The 24,061-nt window shown below is 73.2% G+C and carries 23 protein-coding genes; 17 read left to right on the forward strand and 6 right to left on the reverse strand.

All coding sequences use genetic code 11. From position 1 onward, the window contains the following. The first annotated feature begins 48 nt into the window (after nt 1-48). The 6 genes from D7147_RS07820 (at nt 49) to D7147_RS07845 (ending at nt 7,286) form a co-directional block, all read left to right on the forward strand. Entirely contained in the window at nt 49-1,074 is a 1,026-nt protein-coding gene (locus D7147_RS07820; protein WP_120675050.1) for an ABC transporter substrate-binding protein, read from the forward strand. Nucleotides 1,075-1,270: 196 nt separating this feature from the next. Next, nucleotides 1,271-2,869 (forward strand): pyridoxal phosphate-dependent decarboxylase family protein, encoded by a 1,599-nt coding sequence (locus D7147_RS07825; protein ID WP_120675052.1) that lies wholly within the window; start codon nt 1,271-1,273, stop codon nt 2,867-2,869. A gap of 37 nt (nt 2,870-2,906) precedes the next feature. Continuing rightward, nucleotides 2,907-4,223, forward strand: a complete 1,317-nt coding sequence (locus D7147_RS07830; RefSeq protein ID WP_120675054.1) for a lysine N(6)-hydroxylase/L-ornithine N(5)-oxygenase family protein — start codon at nt 2,907-2,909, stop codon at nt 4,221-4,223. Between the two features lie 74 nt (nt 4,224-4,297). Then, entirely contained in the window at nt 4,298-4,891 is a 594-nt protein-coding gene (locus D7147_RS07835; protein WP_120675357.1) for a GNAT family N-acetyltransferase, read from the forward strand. After that, nucleotides 4,888-6,723 (forward strand): IucA/IucC family protein, encoded by a 1,836-nt coding sequence (locus D7147_RS07840; protein ID WP_120675056.1) that lies wholly within the window; start codon nt 4,888-4,890, stop codon nt 6,721-6,723. The genes D7147_RS07835 and D7147_RS07840 overlap by 4 nt, the downstream gene beginning before the upstream one ends. Before the next feature lie 62 nt (nt 6,724-6,785). After that, nucleotides 6,786-7,286, forward strand: coding sequence for an anthrone oxygenase family protein (locus tag D7147_RS07845; protein WP_120675059.1), 501 nt, complete (start codon nt 6,786-6,788; stop codon nt 7,284-7,286). 25 nt (nt 7,287-7,311) lie between these two features. On the opposite strand, the gene D7147_RS07850 is transcribed toward D7147_RS07845, so the two are convergent. Further along, nucleotides 7,312-7,797: a GNAT family N-acetyltransferase gene (locus tag D7147_RS07850; protein ID WP_120675061.1), complete on the reverse strand. Its 486-nt coding sequence runs from the start codon at nt 7,795-7,797 to the stop codon at nt 7,312-7,314. A 131-nt stretch (nt 7,798-7,928) separates the two neighbouring features. Here D7147_RS07850 and D7147_RS07855 point away from each other — a divergent pair, with 131 nt between their 5' ends. The 6 genes from D7147_RS07855 (at nt 7,929) to D7147_RS07880 (ending at nt 12,931) form a co-directional block, all read left to right on the forward strand. After that, a complete protein-coding gene (locus D7147_RS07855; RefSeq protein WP_120675063.1) occupies nt 7,929-8,321 on the forward strand; it encodes a hypothetical protein in 393 nt (130 codons plus the stop codon). Beyond that, entirely contained in the window at nt 8,321-10,828 is a 2,508-nt protein-coding gene (locus D7147_RS07860) for a DUF4132 domain-containing protein (RefSeq protein ID WP_120675065.1), read from the forward strand. The genes D7147_RS07855 and D7147_RS07860 overlap by 1 nt, the downstream gene beginning before the upstream one ends. 148 nt (nt 10,829-10,976) lie before the next feature. Further along, nucleotides 10,977-11,570 carry a GNAT family N-acetyltransferase gene (locus D7147_RS07865; protein WP_120675359.1) on the forward strand — a complete coding sequence of 198 codons (594 nt, stop codon included), beginning with the start codon at nt 10,977-10,979 and terminating at the stop codon, nt 11,568-11,570. Nucleotides 11,571-11,661: 91 nt separating this feature from the next. Further along, nucleotides 11,662-12,072, forward strand: a complete 411-nt coding sequence (locus D7147_RS07870; RefSeq protein WP_120675067.1) for a type II toxin-antitoxin system Phd/YefM family antitoxin — start codon at nt 11,662-11,664, stop codon at nt 12,070-12,072. 155 nt (nt 12,073-12,227) lie between these two features. Then, the gene (locus D7147_RS07875; RefSeq protein ID WP_120675361.1) at nt 12,228-12,536 is read left to right on the forward strand and encodes a hypothetical protein; all 309 of its coding nucleotides are present in this window, start codon (nt 12,228-12,230) and stop codon (nt 12,534-12,536) included. Beyond that, nucleotides 12,533-12,931, forward strand: coding sequence for a hypothetical protein (locus tag D7147_RS07880; protein ID WP_120675069.1), 399 nt, complete (start codon nt 12,533-12,535; stop codon nt 12,929-12,931). Before D7147_RS07875 ends, D7147_RS07880 begins: the two co-directional genes overlap by 4 nt. A 139-nt stretch (nt 12,932-13,070) precedes the next feature. On the opposite strand, the gene D7147_RS07885 is transcribed toward D7147_RS07880, so the two are convergent. The 3 genes from D7147_RS07885 to D7147_RS07895 all read right to left on the reverse strand — a co-directional run bounded on the left by D7147_RS07885 (nt 13,071) and on the right by D7147_RS07895 (nt 15,282). After that, on the reverse strand, nt 13,071-13,463 hold the full coding sequence (locus tag D7147_RS07885; protein WP_120675071.1) for an SCO5389 family protein: 393 nt from the start codon (nt 13,461-13,463) through the stop codon (nt 13,071-13,073). 224 nt (nt 13,464-13,687) lie between these two features. Beyond that, nucleotides 13,688-14,179, reverse strand: coding sequence for an SsrA-binding protein SmpB (gene smpB, locus D7147_RS07890; protein WP_120675073.1), 492 nt, complete (start codon nt 14,177-14,179; stop codon nt 13,688-13,690). Between the two features lie 209 nt (nt 14,180-14,388). After that, nucleotides 14,389-15,282: a LysR family transcriptional regulator gene (locus D7147_RS07895; protein ID WP_120675075.1), complete on the reverse strand. Its 894-nt coding sequence runs from the start codon at nt 15,280-15,282 to the stop codon at nt 14,389-14,391. Between the two features lie 95 nt (nt 15,283-15,377). On the opposite strand from D7147_RS07895, the gene D7147_RS07900 reads away from it, so the two are divergent. Next, the gene (locus tag D7147_RS07900; protein ID WP_120675077.1) at nt 15,378-16,199 is read left to right on the forward strand and encodes an NAD(P)-dependent oxidoreductase; all 822 of its coding nucleotides are present in this window, start codon (nt 15,378-15,380) and stop codon (nt 16,197-16,199) included. Beyond that, nucleotides 16,196-16,615 (forward strand): RidA family protein, encoded by a 420-nt coding sequence (locus tag D7147_RS07905; protein WP_120675079.1) that lies wholly within the window; start codon nt 16,196-16,198, stop codon nt 16,613-16,615. Before D7147_RS07900 ends, D7147_RS07905 begins: the two co-directional genes overlap by 4 nt. Nucleotides 16,616-16,657: 42 nt before the next feature. On the opposite strand, the gene D7147_RS07910 is transcribed toward D7147_RS07905, so the two are convergent. Beyond that, complete coding sequence (locus tag D7147_RS07910; RefSeq protein WP_120675081.1) at nt 16,658-18,886, reverse strand: hypothetical protein; 2,229 nt, start codon at nt 18,884-18,886, stop codon at nt 16,658-16,660. Between the two features lie 167 nt (nt 18,887-19,053). Here D7147_RS07910 and D7147_RS07915 point away from each other — a divergent pair, with 167 nt between their 5' ends. The 3 genes from D7147_RS07915 to D7147_RS07925 all read left to right on the forward strand — a co-directional run bounded on the left by D7147_RS07915 (nt 19,054) and on the right by D7147_RS07925 (nt 23,363). Then, a complete protein-coding gene (locus D7147_RS07915; RefSeq protein ID WP_233563000.1) occupies nt 19,054-20,721 on the forward strand; it encodes an FAD-dependent oxidoreductase in 1,668 nt (555 codons plus the stop codon). Continuing rightward, nucleotides 20,718-22,175 carry an ATP-binding protein gene (locus tag D7147_RS33505; protein WP_120675083.1) on the forward strand — a complete coding sequence of 486 codons (1,458 nt, stop codon included), beginning with the start codon at nt 20,718-20,720 and terminating at the stop codon, nt 22,173-22,175. Before D7147_RS07915 ends, D7147_RS33505 begins: the two co-directional genes overlap by 4 nt. 138 nt (nt 22,176-22,313) lie before the next feature. Further along, entirely contained in the window at nt 22,314-23,363 is a 1,050-nt protein-coding gene (locus tag D7147_RS07925; RefSeq protein ID WP_120675085.1) for an aldo/keto reductase, read from the forward strand. Nucleotides 23,364-23,506: 143 nt separating this feature from the next. Here D7147_RS07925 and D7147_RS07930 read toward each other — a convergent pair whose 3' ends face one another. Next, nucleotides 23,507-24,022, reverse strand: coding sequence for an NUDIX domain-containing protein (locus tag D7147_RS07930; protein ID WP_120675087.1), 516 nt, complete (start codon nt 24,020-24,022; stop codon nt 23,507-23,509). Between the last annotated feature and the right edge of the window lie 39 nt (nt 24,023-24,061).

Consider the following 24,061-nt stretch of genomic DNA (forward strand, 5'->3'; position numbering starts at 1 on the left):
AACCGCGCTGTCCATGCTCACTCTGGACCCCGATCGAAAGACGACACCATGCTCAGTTCCACCTCCGCCCGTCGCCTCTCCCGCCGCGGCCTCCTGGCCGGCGGGGCCGCCGCCTTCGGCCTCCTGCTGACCGGCTGCGGCGACGGTGACCCGGCGGCCCCGTCCAGCGGCGACGGTGGCCCTTGGACCTTCACCGACGACCGAGGCGAGAAGGTGAGCGCCGAGAACCGGCCGGCCCGGGTCGTGGCCTTCACCGGCACCGCCGCCGCGCTCGTCGACTTCGGACTCGACAAGCAGATCGTCGGCGTGTTCGGTGAGACGAAGCGGGCCGACGGCACGACCGACCCGCAGGCCGGTGACCTGAACGTGGAGAGCATGGAGATCCTCGGCAACGTCTGGGGAGAGTTCAGCGTCGAGAAGTACGCCGCCTCGCGCCCCGAGCTGCTCGTCACCCACATGTACGACCCCGGGGCGCTCTGGTACGTCCCGGACGAGAGCAAGGACAAGATCCTGCCGCTCGCGCCCAGCGTGGCGATCACCACCGCCCGGGTGCCGATGACCACGCCGATCGAGCGCTACGCCCGACTCGCCGAGTCCCTCGGCGCGGACCTCTCCGCGAAGAAGGTCACCGACGCCAAGGCCCGCTTCGAGGCGGCGGCCGAGTCGGTCCGCCAGGCGGTCAAGGCGAACCCGGGCATCAAGGTGATGGCCGCCTCCGGCAGCCCGGACCTCTTCTACGTCTCCAACCCGAAGGTCAGCACCGACCTGATGTACTTCGCCGAGCTCGGGGTCGACATCGTGGTCCCCACCAAGCTCGAGTCGGGAGACTACTTCGAGGCCTTGAGCTGGGAGAACGCCGGCAAGTTCCCGGCCGACCTGATCCTGCTCGACAACCGCAGCACCGCACTGCAGCCCAAGGACCTCGCCGCCAAGCCGACCTGGGCGCAGCTGCCCGCGGTCAAGGCCAACCAGGTCACGCCCTGGGACGCCGTGCCACGGTTCTCCTACGCCGGCGCCGCGCCGCTGCTGGAGCACCTCGCCACCGCCATCCGCTCCGCGAAGAAGCTGAGCTGACGCCGCGGGGCGGAGCCCCGACCGGGACACTCCACAGTCGACCGGCCTCGTCCTGACACCCGCGGCACCCGCCGCCCCGCTCCGGCACCCCGTCCGCCACGCCTGCCCACCCCGCCGTCCTGCCGCCCCACCCGGGCGGCGGGTTCCGGCTGCCCGAGATCAGCTCCGTCCGCAACCGAGTGTGGAGGACCTTTCCATGAGTCTGCCGGCGTACCCCGTCGAGGCCGTTCCGAGCCCCTCCGGTCCGCCCGCCCCGACCCCGCCCGGCCCGGCCACCCCGGCCCCGGTCGAGGCCCGGCCCGGCTCCACCGCCGCCCGGGGGCATCTCTTCAACGGCGGGACGACCGCGCGGTACCGCGCGGTGCTCGCCGACGGCGTCGGCCGGGTCGCGCGGCGGGCCGCCGGTGTGGAGCGGCCGTTCACCGGGATCACCCCCGCCGAACTGGCGCCCCGGGTCTCCGGCATCGACCTGGACCGGCCGCTCGACGACACAACGGCCGCGCTCGACGAGCTCGACGAGGTCTACCTGCGCGACGCGGTCTGGTTCCACCATCCCCGCTACCTGGCGCACCTGAACTGCCCAGTGGTGATCCCGGCGCTGCTCGGCGAGGCGGTGCTGACCGCCGTGAACTCCTCGCTGGACACCTGGGACCAGAGCGTCGGCGCCACCCTGATCGAGCGACGGCTGGTCGACTGGACTGCGGAGCGGATCGGCCTCGGCCCCGCCGCCGACGGGGTCTTCACCAGTGGGGGCAGCCAGTCCAACCTCCAGGCGATGCTGCTGGCCCGGGAGGAGGCGAGCCAGGCTGCGCCGAGCCCGCAGGCCCGCGCCGAGCTGCTGCCCCGGCTGCGGGTGCTCACCTCGACGGCCGGCCACTTCAGCGTGCAGAAGTCGGCGAAGCTGCTCGGGCTCTCCCCGGACGCGGTGCGCACGATCCCGACGGACGCGCAGCGGCGGATGATCCCGGCGGCGCTGCGCCGGGAGATCGAGCGCTGCCGCCGTGACGGCCAGATGGTGATGGCCGTGGTGGCCACCGCCGGCACCACCGACTTCGGCTCGATCGACCCGCTCGACGAGATCGCCGGGATCTGCGCCGCGGCCGGCGTGTGGCTGCACGTCGACGCGGCGTACGGCTGCGGCCTGCTGACCTCGCCCACCCGCCGGCACCTGCTCGACGGGATCGAGCGGGCCGACTCGGTGACCGTGGATTACCACAAGTCCTTCTTCCAGCCGGTCAGCTCCAGCGCCCTGCTGGTCCGCGACCGGCGGGTGCTGCGCCACGCCACCTACCACGCCGACTACCTCAACCCCGCCCGGATGGTCGAGCAGCGCATCCCCAACCAGGTGGACAAGAGCCTGCAGACCACGCGGCGGTTCGACGCCCTCAAGCTCTGGCTGACCCTGCGGGTGATGGGGCCGGACCAGCTCGGTGAGCTCTTCGACGAGGTGGTGGAGCGGGCCGCCGGCGCCTGGGAGCTGATCAGCGAGGACCCCCGGTTCGAGGTGGTGACCAAGTCGCCGCTGAGCACCGTGGTCTTCCGCTACCTGCCCACCGGGCCGGGCCGGGGCCTCGCCGACGGGGCGAACCTGTACGCGCGGGAGGCGCTCGCCGCCTCCGGGGCCGCCCTGGTCGCCAGCACCACCGTCGACGGCCGGCACTTCCTCAAGTTCACCCTGCTCAACCCCGAGACGACCCTCGACGACGTCGGCCACGTGGTGCAGCTCATCGCCGAGCACGCCGGCCGGTACGTGCACGAGCGGACCACCGCCGACCTGGCCTGCCGGGTCGGCTGACCACCGAAGGCCTGCAAACCGCCCCGGGAGGGCCGTCATGTCCACACACGACTTCATCGCGATCGGCCTCGGCCCCTACAACCTCGGCCTGGCCTGCCTCACCGCGCCGATCCCCGAACTGGACGGGGTGTTCCTGGAGGCCCGGCCGGGCGTCGACTGGCACCCCGGCATGCTGCTCTCCTCAGCCCGCCTGCAGACGCCGTTCCTGGCCGACCTGGTCAGCCTCGCCGACCCCACCTCGCCCTACTCGTTCCTCAACTACCTGAAGGAGACCGGGCGGCTCTACCCGTTCTACATCCGGGAGAGCTTCTATCCGCTGCGCAGTGAGTACAGCGCGTACTGCCGGTGGGCCGCCGCGAAGCTGCCGAACCTGCGCTTCAACCACGAGGTCACCGACGTCGAGTACGACCCGACCGACGGGCGCTACGTGGTGCGGGCCCGGATCGGCGCGGGACAGGAGGGCGGTGACGCGGGGGAGACGGTCACCTACCGGGCGCGGCACCTGGTGCTCGGCACCGGCACCCCAGCGCACCTGCCGAAGGCGTGCGAGGGGCTGGGCGGCGACCCGGTGCACACCTCCCGCTACCTGGAGAACCGCGCGGCGCTGCGGACGAGGCGGAGCATCACGGTGATCGGCAGCGGGCAGAGCGCCGCGGAGATCTACCACGACCTGCTCGGCGACATCGACACGTACGGCTACCAGCTGAACTGGGTCACCCGCTCGCCCCGCTTCTTCCCGCTGGAATACACCAAGCTGACGCTGGAGATGACCTCACCGGACTACGTGGACTACTTCCACGCCCTGCCGGAGGCGACCCGCTACCGGCTGGAGTCCGAGCAGAAGGGGCTCTTCAAGGGCATCAGCGCGGACCTGATCGACGCGATCTTCGACCTGCTCTACGAGCGGAGCGTGAGCGGACCGGTGAACACCCGGCTGCTCACCAACACGGAGCTGGAGAGCGCCGGGTACGACCCGGCCACCGGCACGTACACCCTCGGGCTGCGGCACGTCGAGCAGGAGCGGGACTTCGCCCTCCGGACCGAGGCGCTGGTGCTCGCCACCGGCTACGGCTACCGGCCCCCGGCCTTCCTCGAACCGGTCCGGGACCGGATCCGCTGGGACGCGCACGGGCGCTTCGACGTCGCCCGCAACTACAGCATCGACCACACCGGCCGGGAGATCTTCCTCCAGAACGGCGGCACCCACACCCACAGCGTCACCTCGCCCGACCTCGGCATGGGTCCGTACCGCAACTCCTGGATCATCCGGGAGCTGCTCGGCCGCGAGCACTACCCGATCGAGAAGAGCATCACCTTCCAGGAGTTCGGCGCACCGGCGGGAACGGCGTCGTGAGCAGCCGGGACGAGCCGGGCACCGCGGAGCCGCGCACGGCCGGCGAGGTCGTCTTCAGCCGGCTCGACGCACGGTTGGGTGAGTTCACCCTGCGGCCGGTCGAGCCGGAGGCCGACGCCGCGCTGCTGCACTGCTGGGTGACCCACCCCAAGGCCGCGTTCTGGCTGATGCAGGACGCCGACGTGGCCGAGGTGACGCAGGAGTACCGGCGCATCGCCGAGCACCCGCACCACGAGGCGTACCTGGGCCACTGGCGCGGCCGGCCGGCCTTCCTGGCCGAGCGCTACGACCCCGCGCGCGTCGAGCTGGTCGGCCTGTACGACGCCCACCCCGGCGACGTGGGCATGCACTTCCTCTGCGCGCCCGCCGACGCCCCCGCGCACGGCTTCACCCGCGCGGTGATCACCACGGTGATGGCCTGGCTCTTCGCCGACCCGTCGACGCGACGGGTGGTGGTCGAGCCGGACGTGCGCAACACCGCCGTGCACGCGCTGAACGCCGCCGTCGGCTTCGACGTCGTCGGCACCGTCACGAAACCCGAGAAGGACGCCCTGTTGAGCATCTGCACCCGCGCCCGCTTCCACACCACCACCGGCCTCGGCTCGGCCAGCCGCCCCGGCCCCGCAGCCGTCACCGGCGTACCCAGCACGGACGGAGCCTCGGCGTGACCGTGTTCGACCCCGTCGCCCACCTCGCCCCCGCGCACTGGGCCCGAGCCAACCGGCTGCTGGTGCGCAAGGCCCTCGCCGAGTTCACTCACGAACGGCTGCTCGCCCCGGAACCCACGGCCGCGCCCTCCGGCGCCACCGCCGCGGAGCCGGCCGGCTCCGGCGACACCCCGAAGTGGTACGTGCTGCGCAGCGACGACGCTGCGGTGACGTACCGCTTCGCCGCCGTCGTGCGTAGCCTCGAGCACTGGCAGATCGACGCCGCCAGCATCACCCGGCACCGCGGCGACGACGAGTTGCCGCTGGACGCGGTCGACCTGATCATCGAGCTGCGTGCCGCGCTCGGGCTCTCCGACCAGGTCCTCCCGGTCTACCTGGAGGAGATCACCTCCACGCTGGCCGGCATCGCGTACAAACTGGACCGCCCGCAGCCGACCGCGAAGGAGCTCGCGGGGGCCGACTTCCAGACCATCGAGACCTCGATGACCGAGGGGCACCCCTGCTTCGTGGCGAACAACGGTCGGCTCGGTTTCGGCATCGACGAATACCACCGTTACGCCCCGGAGGCGGCCCGCCCGGTCCGGCTGGTCTGGGTCGCGGCGCACCGCGACCACGCGCAGTTCAGCCACGGCGCCGACCTCGACTACGACGCCCTGATCACCGGCGAGCTCGGTGCCGAGACGCTCTCCCGGTTCGAGGCCGTTCTGGCCGGCTTCGGCCTCGACCTGGACGACTACCTGCTGATCCCGGTCCACCCGTGGCAGTGGCAGAACCGGATCGCCGTCACCTTCGCCGGCGAGGTGGCGCAGCGTCGCCTGGTCTGCCTCGGTCCCGGGCCCGACGAACACCTCGCCCAGCAGTCCATCCGCACCTTCTTCAACCTCACCGACCCGCACCGGCACTACGTCAAGACCGCGCTCTCCGTGCTCAACATGGGGTTCATGCGGGGGCTCTCGGCCGCGTACATGGCGGGCACCCCGGCCATCAACGACTGGCTCGCCGACCTGATCGCCGCCGACGAGGTCTTCACCGCGACCGGGCTCACCGTGCTGCGGGAGCGGGCCGCCGTCGGCTACCGGCACCAGCAGTACGAGGCGGCCACCGACCGGTACTCGCCGTACCGGAAGATGCTCGCCGCGCTCTGGCGGGAGAGCCCGGTGCCGAGCCTGGGGCCGGGGCGGCGATTGGCCACCATGGCCTCGCTGCTGCACGTCGACCACGACGGCGGTTCGCTCGCCGCCGCCCTCGTCGCCCGGTCCGGGCTGACGCCGCAGGCGTGGCTGCGCCGCTACCTGGACGCCTACCTGACCCCGCTGCTGCACGCCTTCTACGCCTACGACCTGGCCTTCATGCCGCACGGCGAGAACGTGATCCTCGTCCTCGACGACCAGGACACCGTCGAGCGGGCGATCTTCAAGGACATCGCCGAGGAGATCGTCGTGATGAGCCCCGACCGGCCGCTGCCGCCGGCGGTCGAGCGGATCCGGGCCGACGTGCCGGAGGAGGAGCGGCTGCTCGCCATCTTCACCGACGTCGTGGACTGCTACCTGCGGCACCTCTGCGCGGTGCTGGCCGAGGCCGGCACGCTCACCGAGGAGACCTTCTGGCGCACGGTGGCCGGCTGCGCCGCCGACTACCTGGCGAGCGTCCCGCACCTGGCCGAGCGGATCGCCCGGTACGACCTGTTCGCGCCGGAGTTCGCGCTCTCCTGCCTGAACCGGCTCCAGCTGCGCAACAACCAGCAGATGGTCGACCTCGCCGACCCGTCGGCGGCGCTGCAGTTCGTCGGCACGCTGGTCAATCCGCTGGCCCCGTACGCGCCCGCGCGCTGAGGCCGACGCCGTCGGGGCGACCGGGGTGGCCCGGACGTCCCGACGGCGCGTCTAATGACCCGATGACCATGCTGCGCACGCTGAGCCTGCTCGCCGCGACGGTGACCACGGGCCTGATGGCCGGCCTCTTCGCCGCGTTCGCCTACTCCGTCATGCCCGGCCTGGCACGTGCCGACGCCCGCACGCTGGTCCTCGCCATGCAGCGGATCAACGAGGCCATCCTCAACGGCTGGTTCCTCGGCTGCTTCTTCGGCGCGCTGCTCCTCACCGGCACGGCCGCGGCCCTGCACGCGAGCGGCGACTGGAGCGCGGCGCTGCCCTGGATCGTGGCGGCGCTGCTGCTCTACCTGGTCGTCCTGGTGGTCACCATGGCGCTCAACGTGCCGCTGAACAACGCCCTCGCCCAGGCGGGTGACCCCGACCGGCTCGCCGACGTCGCGGCGGTGCGGGACCGGTTCGCCCCGGCGTGGATCCGCTGGAACCTGGTGCGCGCGGTCGCCTCGACCGCCGGCTTCGTGCTGCTCACCTGGGCGCTGGTGGTGCACGGGCGGATCGCCGGCTGAGCCCGGCCGGGAAAGACCGGCCCGGTCAGAACTCGCAGTACATGACGTGCAGGCCGACCCGGCCGAGGGTGGGGTGCCGGAACGCGCCCGGCACGGTGCCGACCACCGTGAAACCCTCCCGCAGGTACACCTCGACGGCCGCCCGGTTGGACTCCACGACCGCGTTGAACTGCATGCCCGCGTACCCCTGCCGCCGCGCCCAGTCCAGCGCGTCCCGGCAGAGCGCGGTGCCCACACCGCGACCGCGCGCGTCCGCCGCCACCATGAAGCTCGCGGTGGAGACGTGCGAGCCGGGCCCGGGGCGGTTGGGGCCCATCTTGGCCGTACCGAGGACCCGCTCGCCGTCCACCGCCACCGCGGTACGTCCCGGCGGGACGTCCACCCATAGGTCGTACGCCTCGTCGGCGGTCAGCGCCGGGTCGTAGACGAAGGTCTCCTCTGCCCGGACGACGTCGGAGATGATCGGCCACACCTGCGCCCAGTCCTGCGGGGCGAACTCCCGGATCCGCACCCCGGCAGGCTAGGAGCGCCGACCCGGCGAGGCAACCGGGTTTCCCGCCGGGCGGCCGTCGAGGGTGCGGTGCCGGTGGCTCGGCCGTCAGGGGCGCCCGCTGTCGGTGCCCGACCCTAGACTCCGCGGCCATGGTGATGGTCAAGTTCATCGACGAGACCACGAGCGGCGCCAAGGCCGACGCGTGGCACCTGGAGATCTTCGAGGAGCGGCTGGCGCTGCGGGAACTCATCCGCCGCCGGGTCTTCCAGGAGGTGGCCGAGTACAACGCCGGGCAGCCCGAGGTCTTCCGCGGCCTGGTGCAGCCCAGCGACGCCGAGCGCACGCTCAACGGCTACCGGTTGCGCGAGCCCCGCCGGGTCGACGCCGAGCAGCAGTACGATCGCGCGATCGAGGCGTTCGGACGGAACGGTTTCGTGGTGCTCGTCGACGACCGGCAGGTCGACCACCTCGACACGGAGGTGCAGCTGCGCGCCGGCACCGAGGTCTGCTTCCTCAAGCTCGTCCCGCTGGTCGGTGGCTGATGAGCGCCCACGACAAGCACGTCGCCAAGCTCCGGCGGCTCGCCACCGGCGACGACCTCGCCGCGATCGTCACGGAGCTGGCCTGGCTCGCGCGGCACTTCCACGGCGGCTGGTACTACGAGGGCCCCCGGATCGCGGGTGCGCTCGACGCGCTGCCCGACGACCGGCGGGCCCGGCTCGCCACCGCCCTGGTCGACCGGCTCGCGGCGGGCGACCCGTCGGACGCCGACGGCGAGGCCGAGGCCGAGGCGTTGACCACGCTCGTGGCGTTGCTGCTGCGCAGGTTCGGCGAGGCGGTCGCCGTCGCCGACCTCCGGCGGCTGCTCGACCACGCCACCGGACGGTGGATCTGGTGGCTCGCCGACGAGTACGCCCAGCTTTGCCAGGTGGTGTACGAGACCGACGGAACTCTGCCCGGGGAGGTCGTCGCGGTGCTGCGCCGCACCGAGGTCACCGGCTACGGACCCACCGGTCTGGTACGGCAGCTGCTCCAGCGGGTCCGGGAGCCGGTGCTGAACCCGGGTGAGGCGTGGAGTGACCTTCTGCTGGCCGAGCTGCCCGCGCTCGGCGCCGACTGGCCGGAGCTGGTGGCGCACGCGCGGAGCGCGACCTCCGCCCGCCCCTCCGACAAATGGGATCGGCAGGCCCGCGCGCTGCTCGACCGGGTCGGGGCTGACCTCTACCGCAAGACGGCGCTCACCTGGCTGGCGCAGGTCGGTCGCCCCCGCACCGTCCCGATCCTCGCGCGCGCTCACGAGCAGGACTTCTCCCAGGCGTACGACCCGTACAACTCGACGGCCCTGCGTGGGCTCATCTGGCTGCTCGCGCTCGCCGCCGAAGGCGCGGACGCCGAGGTCGCCCGGGAGCTGGGGCGGCTGGTGGAGACTTCGCTGCGCAAGGTTCCGGGGATCGGCCCGCGCAACCCGAAGGTGGCCAACGCCGCGGTCCACGCGCTCGCCCGCCTCGACGGCGAGCCGGCCCTGGCCCAGCTCGCCCGGCTCTCCACCCGGGTCACCTTCAAGGGCACGCTCAAGGAGCTGCACAAGGCGCTCGACGCGCGCGCCGCCGCGCTCGGGCTGTCCCGGGCCGAGGTCGAGGAGCTGGCGGTGCCGACGTACGACCTGACCCGCGTGGGCCGGCGGGTCGAGACGTTCGGCGACGTCACCGCCGAGCTGGTGGTGCAGGGCGCCGACGTCGCGCTGCACTGGCGCAACGCCGCCGGCCGTCCGGTGCGGACGGTGCCCGCCGCGGTCCGCCGCGAGCATCCGGAGCGGTTGCGGGAGCTGAAGGCGGCGGCGAAGGACATCGAGAAGATGCTGGCCGCGCAGGCCGAACGGCTGGACCGGCAGTTCCTCGCCCGACGGCGCTGGCGGTACGCGGCGTGGCGGGCGCAGTATCTGGACCACCCGCTGGTCGGCACGCTCGGGCGGCGGCTGATCTGGCTCGTCGACGGCGTGCCGTGCGGCTACGCCGACGACGCGCTGCGCACCGTCGACGGCGCGCCGGTCACGGCGGCCGACGACGCCGAGGTGACGATCTGGCACCCGATCGGCCGTGACGTCGCCGAGGTGCTCGGCTGGCGCGAGTGGCTGGAGCGCCACGCCGTGGTGCAGCCGTTCAAGCAGGCGCACCGGGAGGTCTACCTGCTCACCGCCGCCGAGGAGCGCACCGAGGTCTACTCCAACCGGTTCGCCGCGCACGTGCTGCGCCAGCACCAGTTCCACGCGCTCGCCGCGGTGCGGGGGTGGCGCAACCGACTCCGGTTGATGGTGGACGACGAGTACCCTCCGGCGACCCGTGAGCTGCCCGAGTGGGGGCTGCGCGCCGAGTACTGGGTGGAGGGGGCCGGTGACGACTACGACACCGGCGCCACCGACACCGGCACCTACCTGCGGGTGGTCACCGACCAGGTCCGCTTCTACCCGCTCGGCGCCGCGGAGAACAGCGCGCACGCCGGCGGTGGCGGGTACGCGCAGTGGATCCCCGGGGGCAGCGAGCCGACCGGCCCGCTGCTGCTGGAGCAGATCCCGCCGCTGGTCTTCAGCGAGGTCATGCGCGACATCGACCTCTTCGTCGGGGTGGCCAGTGTGGGCAACGACCCGACCTGGCAGGACGGCGGGCCGGAGGGCCGCTACCGGGAGTACTGGCAGTCGTACAGCTTCGGTGAGCTGTCGGCGACCGCCGAGACCCGGCGGGACCTGCTCACCCGGCTGCTGCCCCGGCTGGCCGTCGCCGACCGGTGCCGGATGGAGGGGCGCTTCCTCGTGGTCCGTGGCGACCTGCGCACATACAAGATCCACCTCGGGTCGGGGAACATCCTGATGAGCCCCAACGACGAGTACCTCTGCATCGTGCCGCAGCAGTCGGGGTCCGCCGGCAACGGTGAGCTCTTCCTGCCGTTCGAGGGCGACCGGATGCTCGGTGTCGTGCTCAGCAAGGCGCTGCTGCTCGCCCGGGACACCGAGGTCACCGACCCGACGATCGTCTCCCAGCTGCGCCGTCGCTGAGTTCCCGCCGTGCCGCCGGCGGCCCCGCGACGGGCCGTCGGCGGCACGGTCCGGCCCCGGACGTCCAGGGTGCGAAACCGGGTGGCCGGGGCGGCCCGCAGGCGACATGATCGGCTCGTCCCGACCCTCGATCAACCACGGGAGTGCCGTGTTCGCGCTGCGCCTCACCTCCGATGTCGAGCTGCGTCCGCTCGAACCCTGGCGGGCCGAGGAGTTCCTCGCCCACCTCGACCGCGCCCGGGAGCACATCGCGCCCTGGGTGGGACCGTCCTTCGTGGCCACCGACCTCGACTCGGCCCGGGCGGTGCTGCGCCGGTACGCGGACCGCTGGGCCCGCGACGCCGGCGGGATCTGGGGGCTGTGGCGGCGCGACACGCTCGTCGGCGGCGTCATGCTGGTCTCGTTCGACGTCTCGCTCGGCGTCTGCGAGGTGGGTTGTTGGCTCGAACCGTCGGCCCAGGGCCATGGGCTGGTCTTCCGGGCGGTACGCCACGTCGTCGACTGGGCGGTGCGCGAGCGCGGCGTCCACCGGGTGGAGTGGCGCACGAAGCCCGACAACGTTCGCAGCATCGCTCTGGCCCGTCGGCTGGGGCTGCGGCACGAGGGCACACTCCGCGCGGTATACCCGGGACCGTCCGGCCGGATCGACATCCAGGTCTGGTCGGTGCTCGCCGACGAGTGGCGAGCGTCGTTCCCCGTCGAGGGTGGCGAGCCGGAAAAGGATCCGCGCCCCGTCGGGTGACCGGCGAGGTCCGGTCCGTGACCGCACGCCATCCGTGTCGCGTCGCGGCGGTCGACGCCTTTCTGTCGTACCCCCGCGGCAGCATGCATCCATGGCCGTCTCCGCGCTGACCCCCCACCCCGATCAGCCGCGATCCCTGCCGTTGCGCGAGGTGCGCACCCGGCTCACCCAGCTCGTGGCGCTCGCCGAGTTGACCGGCGCGGTCACGGTCGTGACCCGCGACGGTGATCCGCGCCCGGTCGCCGCGATCGTGCCGGCCGGTGCGGCGCGCACCCTCGCCCAGACCACCGCCGACGCCGACCGGCTCGCCGCGGTCACCGCCGGTTGGGCCCGCCGCCTGGAGGAGCAGCGCCAGCAGAGCAGCCGTCGGCACGCCGCCGAGCTGCGCGCGGTCCGGGCCGCGTTGGCACAGGCGTGGGCCGAGCTCGACCGGCGGGCCGAACCCGGCGACCGAGCCCTGGCCCGGCTCCGGGCCGCCCACGCCGACCTGCTCGCCGACTGATCCGGCTCGGGCGATCCTTCGCGTCGTCGAGCTCGGCGTGCCGAGTCGCGTCGGCGCGCCCTGTCCCGGCCGACCCGTGCGCTGCTGACGGAGGCGACGATCGCTCACCGTGGTTCACAGCCAACTCGCGGTGCTACTGGCATATGCTTCTCGGTATGACCAAGCCGGTGAGGAAGCTGTCGATCTCTGTTCCGCCGGACGTCGCCGAGCGCCTGGAGCAGGAACCCAACGCCTCCGCCTATGTCACCCAGGCGGTCCGTGACCGGATGCGCCTGGACGCCCTGGACGCCGAGTTGGCGCACACCGGTATCGAGATCAGCGAGCAGGGGGTGGCCGAAGCCCGCGCCCGCCGGGCCGCCGTCGAGGCCGAGTGGCCGGCCGAGCGCCGCCAGTCCGTGCGCGACCGGGTACGCCAGCACCTGCTCGACGAGGCCGACAGCACCCGCCAGCAGCCGGCCGCGTGAGCCCCGACGACGACCGGCCGGTCCGGTTGCTGTTGGACCGGTCGGCGCTGCTTGCCTACGTCGCCGGCTCCCTGCACGTCGGCGAGCCGTTGCACGAGGTCATTGAGGATCGCAACCGCTTCGGCGTCACCGCCATCACCGCCGTTGAAGCCCTGGCCCTCGTCGGCGACCCGAAGGACCGGGCCGCCCTGCACCGGCTGCTGGCCCTCGACGCCTGCGCGGTGCTCTCCACCAGCGGCCACTCCTGGCAGGAACTGAGCTACTGGCGCAGCTACACCGGCCGCGTCGACCTCGCCACCACCGTCATGGCCAGTTTCGATCACGACGCATCGATCCTGACCCGCGAGACCAGCTACGGCGACGGCGAACTGCCCGTGATCTACATGCCGGAGTGACATCGCCGAACCGGGTCTCGGCGGAGTCAGCAGCTCGCTGTCTCGAAGGTCTGCACCGGCCCCTCCGGCCTCGGGTCCAAGGCCGGCGAGGGCGCGGCGCGCCGCCGCCCGGACCATCCGGCCCGGGCAGCGGCTCGGGTCAGCAGTTGCGCAGCTCGGGTGACTGGTTGAGCAGTTGACCGCGCGGCGAGACGAACTCGCGGTACGCGGCCGAGTCGACCGCCGCTGGTCGGAACGCGGCGACCCGGTGGCAGTTCTGGAACGCCAGCTTCACCTTGAAGTGCCGCTCCAGCCCGGCCCGGATGGCGTCGCTGGCCAGCGCGCGCAGCAACTGCCCCCGGTCCGCCTCGGTCGGCGGCGGCACCAGGTTGTCGGCGCGTTCGGCTCCGCCGGCGTCGAGGTCGGCGACCACGCGGCTGACGGTCTCCCAGGCGTACGGCAGGGAGGCCCGTACGCAGGCGACGAAGTCGGCGTCGTCGACCGGGCCGCGTTCGGCGGCGTCGAGCAGGGCCGGTGGGACGGTGAGGGACATGCTCATCCTCCATTCAGCAATGACAACCGTTTCCATTAACGGTTGAGAGTCGAGCACAACACGGCGTGGGGAATCAGTCAACGCGCCACGGCGTGCCCATTCCGGACACGCCGCACCGGAGCTGTCCGCCTGCCCTGGTCCCACCGCCGGCCTCGGCCGGGTGCTACCGGTGCTCGGCGGTCCCGGCGCCCAGGGCGGTCACCGGTGACGGACGCGGGCCGGCGTCAGGCCCGCTTCGTGCGGCCCTTGAGGTGACGGCTGAACTCCCGGGCGATCTCCCGGTTGGCGTCCCGCTCGGCCAGGGCCTGACGCTTGTCGTACGAGCGGCGGCCCCGGGCGAGCGCCAGCTCCACCTTGGCCCAGCCGTTCTCGAAGTACATCGACAGCGGCACGAGCGTGATCCCGCCCTCCCGGACCTTGGCGAGGATGCGTTCGATCTCCACCCGATGCAGCAGCAGCTTGCGGGTGCGCCGCGGCTGATGGTTGGTCCACGTGCCGTAGCCGTACTCGGCGATGTGCAGTCCGTACAGCATGATCTCGCCGTCGCGCTCCTGGGCGAACGCGTCGACCAGCGACGCGCGCCCCTCCCGGAGCGACTTCACCTCGGTGCCGGCCAGCACGATCCCGGCCTCGTACGTCTTGAGGATCGTGTAGTCGTGCCGCGCTTTCTTGTTCGCGGCGATCAGCCGGCGCTCGGGCTGCTTCGAGGCGTTCACCCGGCCGAGGATAGCCGGACGCGGGCGCGCTACCCGCCTCGCTTGCGGCGAGCCCCCAGCGGCCGCCGCACGACCGTCCGCCGGACCTCGCCGCCGCGCGACCGTCCGCAGGGCCGCGCCGGTGCGCGACCGTCCGCCGGGCCGCGCCGGGGCGGGCCGCGCCGGGGCGGGCGGCGGCGAGCGGTCGGGTCGGGTCGGGTCGGGTCGGGTCAGAGCGTGGCGGCCACCTCGGCCAGGAGGGGGAGCAGCGCGGCTACGGCGGGGGGTCGGTGGCGGTGGGCGACCACGGCCGCGTAGACCTGCCGGGTCGGCGCGTCGTCGGGGTGCAGCCGGAGCAGGGCGAGGTCGGCGGGGGCGGCCCGGACGGCCAGTGCGGGGATCAGCGCGACGCCGAGCCCCGCGCTCACACAGCCCAGCTTTCCGGTCCAGTCGGCGGCGACGATGTCGATTCGCGGCCGGAAGCCGGGCGGCATGCTGGCCCGCATGAGCGGATCCGCCTGATCCGTGGAGCCCGCGATGAAGGACTCCTCGGCCAGCTCGGCCAGGCGTACCGTGTCGCGCCCGGCGAGCGCGTGCCGGCGGGGGACCGCCACCAGCAGGCGCTCGTCGAGCAGGTGACGCAGGTCGAAGCGGGTGGTGTCGAGGGGTTGGTCGGGTGGGGCGCTCACCACAGCGAGATCCGTGTCGCCGGCGAGCAGCCGTTCCAGCAGGGCGGGCGTCCGGTCCTCCACCAGGGAGACGCCGACGTCGGGGTACGCGGCGCGGAAGTCCGCCAGGGCGCGTGGCACGAGCGCGGCCACGGCGGTCGGGAAGGCGCCCACCCGAAGGCGGCCGGCGCCCAGCCCACGCAGCGCGTCGAGCTCGCGGCGAGCGGTGGTCAGTCGGTCGAGCACCGCCTCGGCGTGCGGGAGCAGGTGGCGTCCCTCCTCGGTCAAGGTCACGCCGCGCGGCAACCGGTCGAAGAGCACCACCCCGAACTCCGCTTCGAGCGCGGCGATCTGCCGGGACACGGCCGACTGGGTGTAGCGGAGCTCCCGCGCCGCTGCCGTGATCGACAGGTGCCGGGCGACGGTCCGCAGCACGTCGAGCGCCTCGATCTGCATGCGGCGAACGTTAGCCGCTGACATGCCGTATGGGCATGGCAGGCATGTCGATCATTCGCTGGTCGCATGCCGAGCGGCCGCCTACGGTTCCAGTCATGTTGAAGATCGCCGTACTCGGCACCGGGCGGATGGGGGCGGCCATGGCCCAGCGCCTCTTCGCCTCCGGCCACTCAGTGACGGTCTGGAACCGCACGGCCGGCCGTACCGAACCGCTGCGCCGCGCCGGCATCGCGGTCGCCGACTCGCCCGCCGACGCCGTCGCCGGGGTGGACGTCGCCGTCACCATGCTGGCCGACCCGACGGCCGTGCACACCGTCCTGTTCGGACCGGCCGGCGCCGCGGCGGCGCTCGCGTCGGGTAGCTGTCTCGTCGAGATGTCCACCATCGGCCCGGCTGCGGTCCGAGCCGTCGTCGACCGGCTCCCGACCGGGGTGCACCTCGTCGACGCCCCGGTCGGCGGGAGCGTCGCCGCCGCGGCGACCGGGCGGCTCCGGGTGTACGCCGGTGGATCGGCCACCGCCGTCGAGCGCGTCCGCCCGCTGCTGGAAGCTCTCGGCACCGTACGCCATCTGGGCCCCACCGGCAGCGGCGCGGCGGCCAAGCTGGTGCTCAACACGGCGCTGCTGATCGGGGTCACCGGCGTCGCCGACGCGCTCGCCGTCGCCCGATCCGTCGGCCTGGACCGGGACGTCGCGCTGAACCTGCTCGGCGACGGTCCGCTCGGCGCAGCGCTCGCCCGGGCCACCACGACCGACGCCGACTTTCCCGTCACGCTGGCCGAGAAGGATCTCGGCCTCGTGCTCGACCAGCTCGCCGGGGCTGCCGCGCCCCTGGTCGGCGCCGCGCGGGCGGCGCTGGCCACCGCACCCGACGTGGGGGCGGACATCGCCGCCCGCACCGCCGAGGAGCCTTCGTGAGAATCGTCCTGGACAACCCGCACACCGTGGCCGCGCCCTTCCGGGACCGGTTCGCGCACGTGGCCCGGCTCGATCTGACCGGTGGTGCCCTGCTGCTGCTCGCCGGCCAGGTCGGCGTCGACGACGACGGCCTGGTGGTCGCGCCGGGTGACGTCGTCGCACAGTCCGAGCGGATCTTCGAGATCGTCGACGGCGTGCTCGCGGCGCACGGCGCCGGCCTCGCCGACGTGCTGCACATCCGCAGCTTCCTCACCGATCTCGACGATCTGCCCGGGTACGCGGCCGTCCGGCGGCGACTCTTCACCGGGACGCCGCCACCGGCCAGCACCACCGTCGAGGTGAGTCGGCTCTTCCTGCCCGGCGCGGTGATCGAGGTCGAGGTCACCGCCGCAGTGCCGGCCGGCCCACCCGGCTGACCCGCCCGCGCCCGGTCGAGCAGCCGGGGCGCGCCGCGGCGGTCAGGAGGTCTCGGTGCGCAGCCGCCCGGCGAGTTCCCGGACTGACTCGGTGAGCCGGTCGTCGGACTCGCCCGGCCAGTGCCCGAACATCGGTGGTGGCACGCTGTCGCTCGGCGGCGCCACCACGTCGCGGGGGTCGATCTGCCGCCGATCCACCGAGGCGGCCGGGTCGTCCGCCGCTTCCGGGTCGCCCTCCCGGTGCGGGGAGAAGATCCAACTGCCGATCTGGTCGGTGTCCCGCCAGATGTTGATCCACCGCCAGCCGACTCGCCTGCCCACCTCCCGCAGCACCTCCTCGTCGACGTAGGCCGGGAAGAGGTGGGAGTAGAGCCGGCGCAGCGGTGAGCCGTAGGTGAGCAGGGCGACCCGTTCGCCCACCCCGTCGGGCAGCTGCAGCACGGCCGCCGCGAGCAGGACCGACCCGTGGCTGTGCCCGGAGAGCAGCACCCGGTTGCCCCGCCCGACCAGGTAGGTGATCCGTCGGGCCAGCTCGGGCACCGCCCGCTCCGCGTAACAGGGTGGTGCGAAGGGGTGGCTGCCGCGCGGCCAGAAGGTGCCCAGATCCCAGATCACCCCGACGTACCGGCGGAACTCGGCGGTCCGGTAGGCGAAGATGCCGCCGATGACCAGGCCGAGCAGGATCGCGGCGATCACGTAGCTCCCCGCGCCCAGGAAGAAGTTCACCAGGTCGCCCGGGATCCCGAGGTAGCCCTGGACGATGTCCGCGGGGAACCGCCCCATCAGCCCGAGGACGCTGGTCGCCAGGCCCAGCCCGATGAGGCAGGCGTACACCATGGTGATCGGCTCCAGGTGCTCGGTGAACCGGGCCCGGGCGATGGTCCGCTGGACCTGCCGCAGGCGCGGCCCCGCCTCCGGCGGCGCGTCGGGGAAGTCGTCGGCGACGATCCTCGCGGCGATGCGGTACCTGCTCCGCCCGGAGACGAGGATCACCACCCCAGCCATGATCAGCGTGCCGAGCACCGCCAGCCCGAATCCGAAGATCGCCCACTTGTACGCCGGCGGCGGGCTGATCATCAGCCGCTCGGCCGTCGGCTGGTCCCGATTGAGCAGGTCCGCCACCCGGTAGACCAGCTCGGAGGAGAACGCCACCGCCAGCCCCGTGGCGACCGCCGCGATGACCGGCGCCCCCCACCCCTGCCGCGTGCGGTGCAGGCCCCGGCTGCGCAGTACGACGAGACCGATGCCGGCGAGCAGCAGCGTCTGGGCGACGAAGACCCACGCCAGGGTGGCGCCGTAGCGGGGCAGGCCGAGCCCCGCCGGCCACGGCGCCGGGTCGACCAGGATCACCACCACGACCAGCACGCTCAGCCCGCAGGTGACCGTGCGCAGCGCCCGCGTGGCGAGATCCGCAGTCGGACGGGGCCCTGGATGGTCGATCAGGTTCCGGGCGCAGACCATCGCCATGCAGGCCACCAGGACGGCCGCCACCAGCACCGCCAGCACCAGCGACACCAGGGAGGCGCCGGGCCCGAGACGGGCGGCGAGCAGGCTCGCGTCGAGCGTCGCGAACGCGGTCGCGACGTGGATCGAGCGCAGCCGCCCACCGAGTGGCGCCGAGTCCCATTTGCCCACCTCGCCGAGCCGGTACGTGCCGGCCCCGGCGGCCGCCGGTGGCCGGAAGACGTTGAACGGGCGGCCGGGCCGCGCTCCGAGCCACCAGATCAGGGCGATGGCCCCGGCCGGAACGAGACTGAGCACCGCCAGGCGCAGCCCGATCGGCTGGGTGCCGAGCCAGGAGAGCCAGTCCCGGCCCCGGACACAGCGCGGCGCGGCCATGCACTGCCAGGCGACCAGATCCAGGGCGGCCCCGACGATGGAGAGCACGTAGAGCCCGGTCAGGGTGAGCCCGAGCAGCCGGCACAGCGCCTTCATCAGGGTGTGCGAGCCGGTGGGGTTCGGACTCATCCAGGCCGACACGTTGCAGAGCATGAACGGCAGGAGGAAGACCAGCGACAACGTCCGCACCGCGGTGCCGGAGGGCAGATCGCTCCAGCGGTACGCCTCGACCGTGACGCCGCCCGGGCCGGCGCTGTCCGGGTAACCGGGCCGCGGGCGGAAGAAGCCCCCGTTGCTGTCCCCGGCGACCTGGTACGCGTGCGGCCGGTCCAGCACCTGCTCGGCGCCGGCCCCGGAGACCCCGTGCACCCGTAGCTCCACGACCTCGCCGGCCCCCGCCGGCCCGGCCGAGGGCGCTGGCGTCTGCGACATTGGCCCCCCGGAGGTGTCTACGGCAGCCCGGGCCGCGGCGCCCCGCCGGCGCCCGGCCCCGGTTACCCGCCCCGACGCCTGCCATTCGTGCGACACCGCGGTACCACGCCTCTTCCCGGGTACGCCTCGCCGAGGTGCCGGTGACCGACGCGGCGGGAGGTGGTTTCATGGGCGCCATGGCGAACCCGGTGATCCTGACCGTCGACGACGACCCGGTGGTCTCCCGGGCGGTGGCACGCGACCTGCGTCGCCGCTACGGCGAGCGGTACCGGGTGGTGCGTGCCGGGTCGGGCCCGGAGGCGCTGGACGCGCTACGCGAGATCAAGTTGCGCGGGGAACAGGTGGCGTTGCTCCTCGCCGACCACCGGATGCCCGAGATGACCGGAATCGAGTTTCTCGAGGCGGCGATGGACCTCTTCCCCGCCGCCCGCCGCGTGCTGCTCACCGCGTACGCCGACACGGACGCCGCGATCGAGGCGATCAACGTCGTCGACCTGGACCACTACCTGCTCAAGCCCTGGCACCCGCCGGAGGAGAAGCTCTACCCGGTCGTGGACGGTCTGCTCGACGCCTGGGCGGCCACCCCGGACGCGGCGCTGACCGAGATCCGCGTGGTGGGGCACCGCTGGTCCGCCCCCTCGTTCAAGATCCGCGACTTTCTGGCCCGCAACCTCATCCCGTACCGCTGGCTGCTCACCGACGACCCGGAGGGCGCCCGGTTGCTCGCCGCCGCCGGTGCCGGTGAGACGGACGTGCCGCTGGTGGTCACCGCCGAGGGCAAGACCTTGATCGCGCCGTCGGCGGCCGAGCTCGCCAGCGTGGTGGGGCTCGCCGTGGAGCCGACCACCGACTTCTACGACGTGGTGGTGGTCGGCGGTGGCCCGGCCGGTCTCGGCTCGGCCGTGTACGCGGCGTCGGAGGGGCTGCGTACGGTGCTGGTGGAGCGGCGCGCCACCGGCGGGCAGGCCGGGCAGAGCAGCCGGATCGAGAACTACCTGGGCTTCCCCGACGGCGTCTCCGGCGCCCAGCTCACCGACCGGGCCCGCCGGCAGGCGCTCAAGTTCGGCGCCGAGCTGCTCAGCACCCGGGAGGTGGTCGGGTTGACCGAGGCCGGCGGCGCCCGCCTGCTCCGCTTCGGCGACGGCACCGAGATCGCCGCGCACACCGTGGTACTCGCCACCGGCGTCTCCTACCGGGTGCTCGACGCCCCCGGCGTGGGTGACTTCACCGGTCGGGGGGTCTTCTACGGAGCCGTCTCCACGGAGGCGCCGAACTGCGTCGACGAGGAGATCTACATCGTCGGCGGGGCCAACTCCGCAGGTCAGGCGGCGGTCTTCTTCTCCCGCTACGCCGCCCGGGTGCACCTGCTGGTTCGGGGCCCCGACCTGACCGCCTCCATGTCGCGTTACCTGATCGACCAGCTGGAGCAGAGCGACCGGATCACCGTGCATCCGCACACCCAGGTGGTCGGCGCGGCCGGCGGCGACCACCTCGAACGGATCACGATCTGCGACAGCCGCACCGGCGAGGTACGCACCGCGCAGACCTCCTGGCTCTTCGTCTTCATCGGGGCGGAGCCGAGGACGGAGTGGCTGGACGGGGTGCTGGCCCGGGACCGGCGCGGCTTCATCGTCACCGGCCCCGACCTGGTCACCGACGGCAGGCCGCCGGCCGGCTGGGCGCTGCAGCGCGACCCGTACCACCTGGAGACCAGCCTGCCGGGGGTCTTCGCCGCCGGCGACGTGCGCTCCCAGTCGGTGAAGCGCGTCGCCTCCGCCGTGGGCGAAGGGGCGATGGCCGTGTCGCTGGTGCACCGCTACCTGGAGGCGCAGTGAGCACCCCGACCGACCGGCTCACGCCGGAGCAGCTGCGCACCCTGTTCCTGTTCGAGTCGCTCGGCGACGACCAGCTGGCCTGGCTCGCGGAGCACGGCCGGACGGAGCAGCGCGCCGGCGGCACTGTCGTGTTCGGCGAGGGCGAGGCCGCGACCTGCTTCTTCGTCCTGCTCTCCGGCTCGGTGACGCTCAGCCGGCGGGTCGGCGACGACGAGGTGGAGCTGAACCGGACCGCCCAGCGGGGGGTGTACGGCGGGGCCACCCAGGCGTACCTCGACGGCGAGACCGAGCAGGTCTACCGCAACACGATGCGCGCGAACACCGACGCCGAGTTCTTCGTGCTCCCCGCGGAGAGCTTCGCGCAGGCCGTCCGCACCTGGTTCCCGATGGCGATGCACCTGCTGGAGGGGCTCTTCATCGGGATGCGCAACACCCAGACCCTGGTGGGGGAGCGGGAACGGCTACTCGCCCTCGGCTCGCTCTCCGCCGGCCTCACCCACGAGCTGAACAACCCGGCCGCCGCGGCGGTGCGGGCGACCTCGGTGCTGCGCGACCGGGTCGCCGCGATCCGGAGCAAGCTCGCGATGATCGCCGACGGCCGCCTCGACGGCAGTGGCCTGCACCGTCTCGTGGAGTTGCAGGAGGAGGCGGTGGCCCGGGTGGCGGGCGCGCCGAAGCTCAGCCCGATGGCCGTCGCCGACGCCGAGGACACGCTGACCGACTGGCTGGACGAGCACGGGGTTCGGGCAGCCTGGGACCTGGCGCCGATCCTGGTCAGCGGCGGCGCGGACACCGAGTGGTTGACCCGGGTGCGCACCAGCGTCGGCCAGGCCGACCTGGAGACGGCGATCCGGTGGCTCACCTACACCGTCGAGACCGAGCTGCTGATGCGGGAGATCGGTGAGGCGGTCACCCGGATCTCCGGCCTGGTCGGCGCCGCCAAGCAGTACTCCCAACTCGACCGCGCGCCGTTCCAGGTCGTCGACGTGCACGACCTGCTCGACGCCACGCTCGTGATGTTCAAGGCGAAGATCCCCGCCGGGGTCCGGCTCGTCAAGGAGTACGACCGGAGCCTGCCGCCCGTGCCCGCGTACGCCGCGGAGCTGAACCAGGTCTGGACCAACCTCATCGACAACGCGTTGGGCGCGATGGGGGAGACGGGGACGCTGACGGTCCGCACCGAGCGGGCGGGTGAGCTGCTCGCCGTGGAGGTCGCCGACACCGGCTCGGGCATTCCGCCGGAGGTGCGCCCGCGCATCTTCGAGCCGTTCTTCACCACGAAGCCGGTGGGCAGCGGCACCGGTCTGGGGTTGGACATCTCGTACCGGATCGTCGTGCACAAGCACCACGGCGACATCCGGGTGCGCAGCGAGCCCGGCGACACGGTCTTCCGGGTGCTGCTGCCGCTGACCGTCGAGCGCCCGTCCACGCCGGATCCGCTCCCCGCGCCCTGACCGTCCCCGTCGGTCGCCGTCACCGAGCCCGGTGCGGCGATCCCACTGTTGACCTCCAGAGCACTCGAACTCCTACCGTGAGCCGCACGCCCGCCGGGTCTCCCGGCGGGCATCGGTACGACGACGGGGAGTTCAGTCATGCGTTACCGCGTTCTCGGCGGCACCGGCATCCAGGTCAGCGTCCACGCGCTGGGCGCGATGATGTTCGGCGCGGTCGGCAACCCGGACCACGACGAGTGCGTCCGGATCATCCACTCCGCCCTCGACCGGGGGATCAACCTCGTCGACACCGCCGACATGTACTCCGCCGGTGAGTCCGAGGTCATCGTCGGCAAGGCGTTGCGGGGCCGGCGGGACGACGTCGTGCTCGCCACCAAGGTCCACTTCCCGATGGGGGAGGGGCGCAACCGCAGCGGCAACTCGCGGCGCTGGATCGTACGGGCCGTCCAGGAGAGCCTGCGGCGGCTGGGCACCGACTGGATCGACCTCTACCAGGTGCACCGGCCCGACCACACCACCGACGTCGAGGAGACCCTCGGCGCCCTCACCGACCTGGTCCGGGACGGCACGATCCGGGCCTTCGGCTGCTCCACCTTCCCGGCCGAGGAGATCGTGGAGGCGCAGCACGTCTCGCAGCGGCGGGCGCTGGGCCGGTTCCGCACCGAGCAGCCGCCGTACTCGCTGCTCGCCCGGGGCATCGAGGCGGACGTGCTGCCGGTCTGCCAGCGGTACGGCATGGGTGTGCTCACCTGGAGCCCGCTCGCCTCGGGCTTCCTCTCCGGCCGGTACCGCGACGGTCGCCCCGCCGACCTGACCAGCGGCCGCGCCACCCTCACCCCGGCCCGCTTCGACCCGGCGCTCCCCGGCAACGCCGCCAAGTACCGGGCGGTCGAGGAGCTGGCGGCCCTGGCCGGGCAGCTCGGCTGCACGCTGCCGCAGCTGGCGGTGGCGTTCCCCGCCGCGCATCCGGCGGTCACCTCGGTGCTCATCGGGCCGCGCACCATGGCGCAGCTCGACGGGCTGCTGGCCGGCGCCGAACTGACCCTCGACGACGCCGCGCTCGACCGGATCGACGAGATCGTGGCGCCGGGCACCGACCTGTACGCGGCCGACGGGGTCTGGCGTCCGCGGGCGCTCACCGACCCGGGGCGTCGCCGCCGACCCGTCGTCGACCGCGCCGCCGCCTGACCGTCAGCGGGCGGTGCCGAAGCCGGGCGGTGGGTGGCGGTGCCGGTGGCGGCGTCCCCGGCGTCGCTGCCCCGCGCGGAGACGGCACGCGGCGCGGCCGGCACGCCGCCCGGCGTCGCTGTCGACGCCGGGCGGGACGCGTTTCAGCCGGCGCGGTGGGCGGCCAGGAAGTCGGCGAGCACCCGGGTGTGCGTGTCGAAGGCCAGCTCGACCGGCTCGGTGAGCACCAGCCACTCGGTGGCCTCCTCGGTCGGCGCCGACGCGGGAAGCTCTTCGGCGCGTTGCTCGGGCAGCACGCCGAAGACCATCATCGTGCCGCCGCGGGGCGCGGAGTGCACCGCGAAGAGCGTGGCGTCCCGCGCCGACGCGACCAGGCCGGTCTCCTCCCGCAGCTCCCGGACCAGCGCCTCGTCCCACTCCTCGCCGTACTCGATGAAGCCGCCGGGCAGGGCGAGCTGCCCGCGGGCGGGCTCGATGTCGCGCCGGACCACCACCACGCCGACGCCGGCCGGGGTGCGTACCGGGAGCACCGCGACCGCCACCGGCAGCGGGTTGCACCAGACCGTCTGCCCGCAGACCGCGCAGACCCGCGGCCAGCCGGCCGCCGCCGGGTAGCTCGCCCCGCAGAAGGAACAGTGAGAGTACGGCGCACCGGTCATGCCGCAGCACGTTACCCGCGTGATCGACCGATGCCACAA

This window comes from Micromonospora musae (assembly GCF_003626545.1).
Classification (GTDB): domain Bacteria; phylum Actinomycetota; class Actinomycetes; order Mycobacteriales; family Micromonosporaceae; genus Micromonospora; species Micromonospora musae.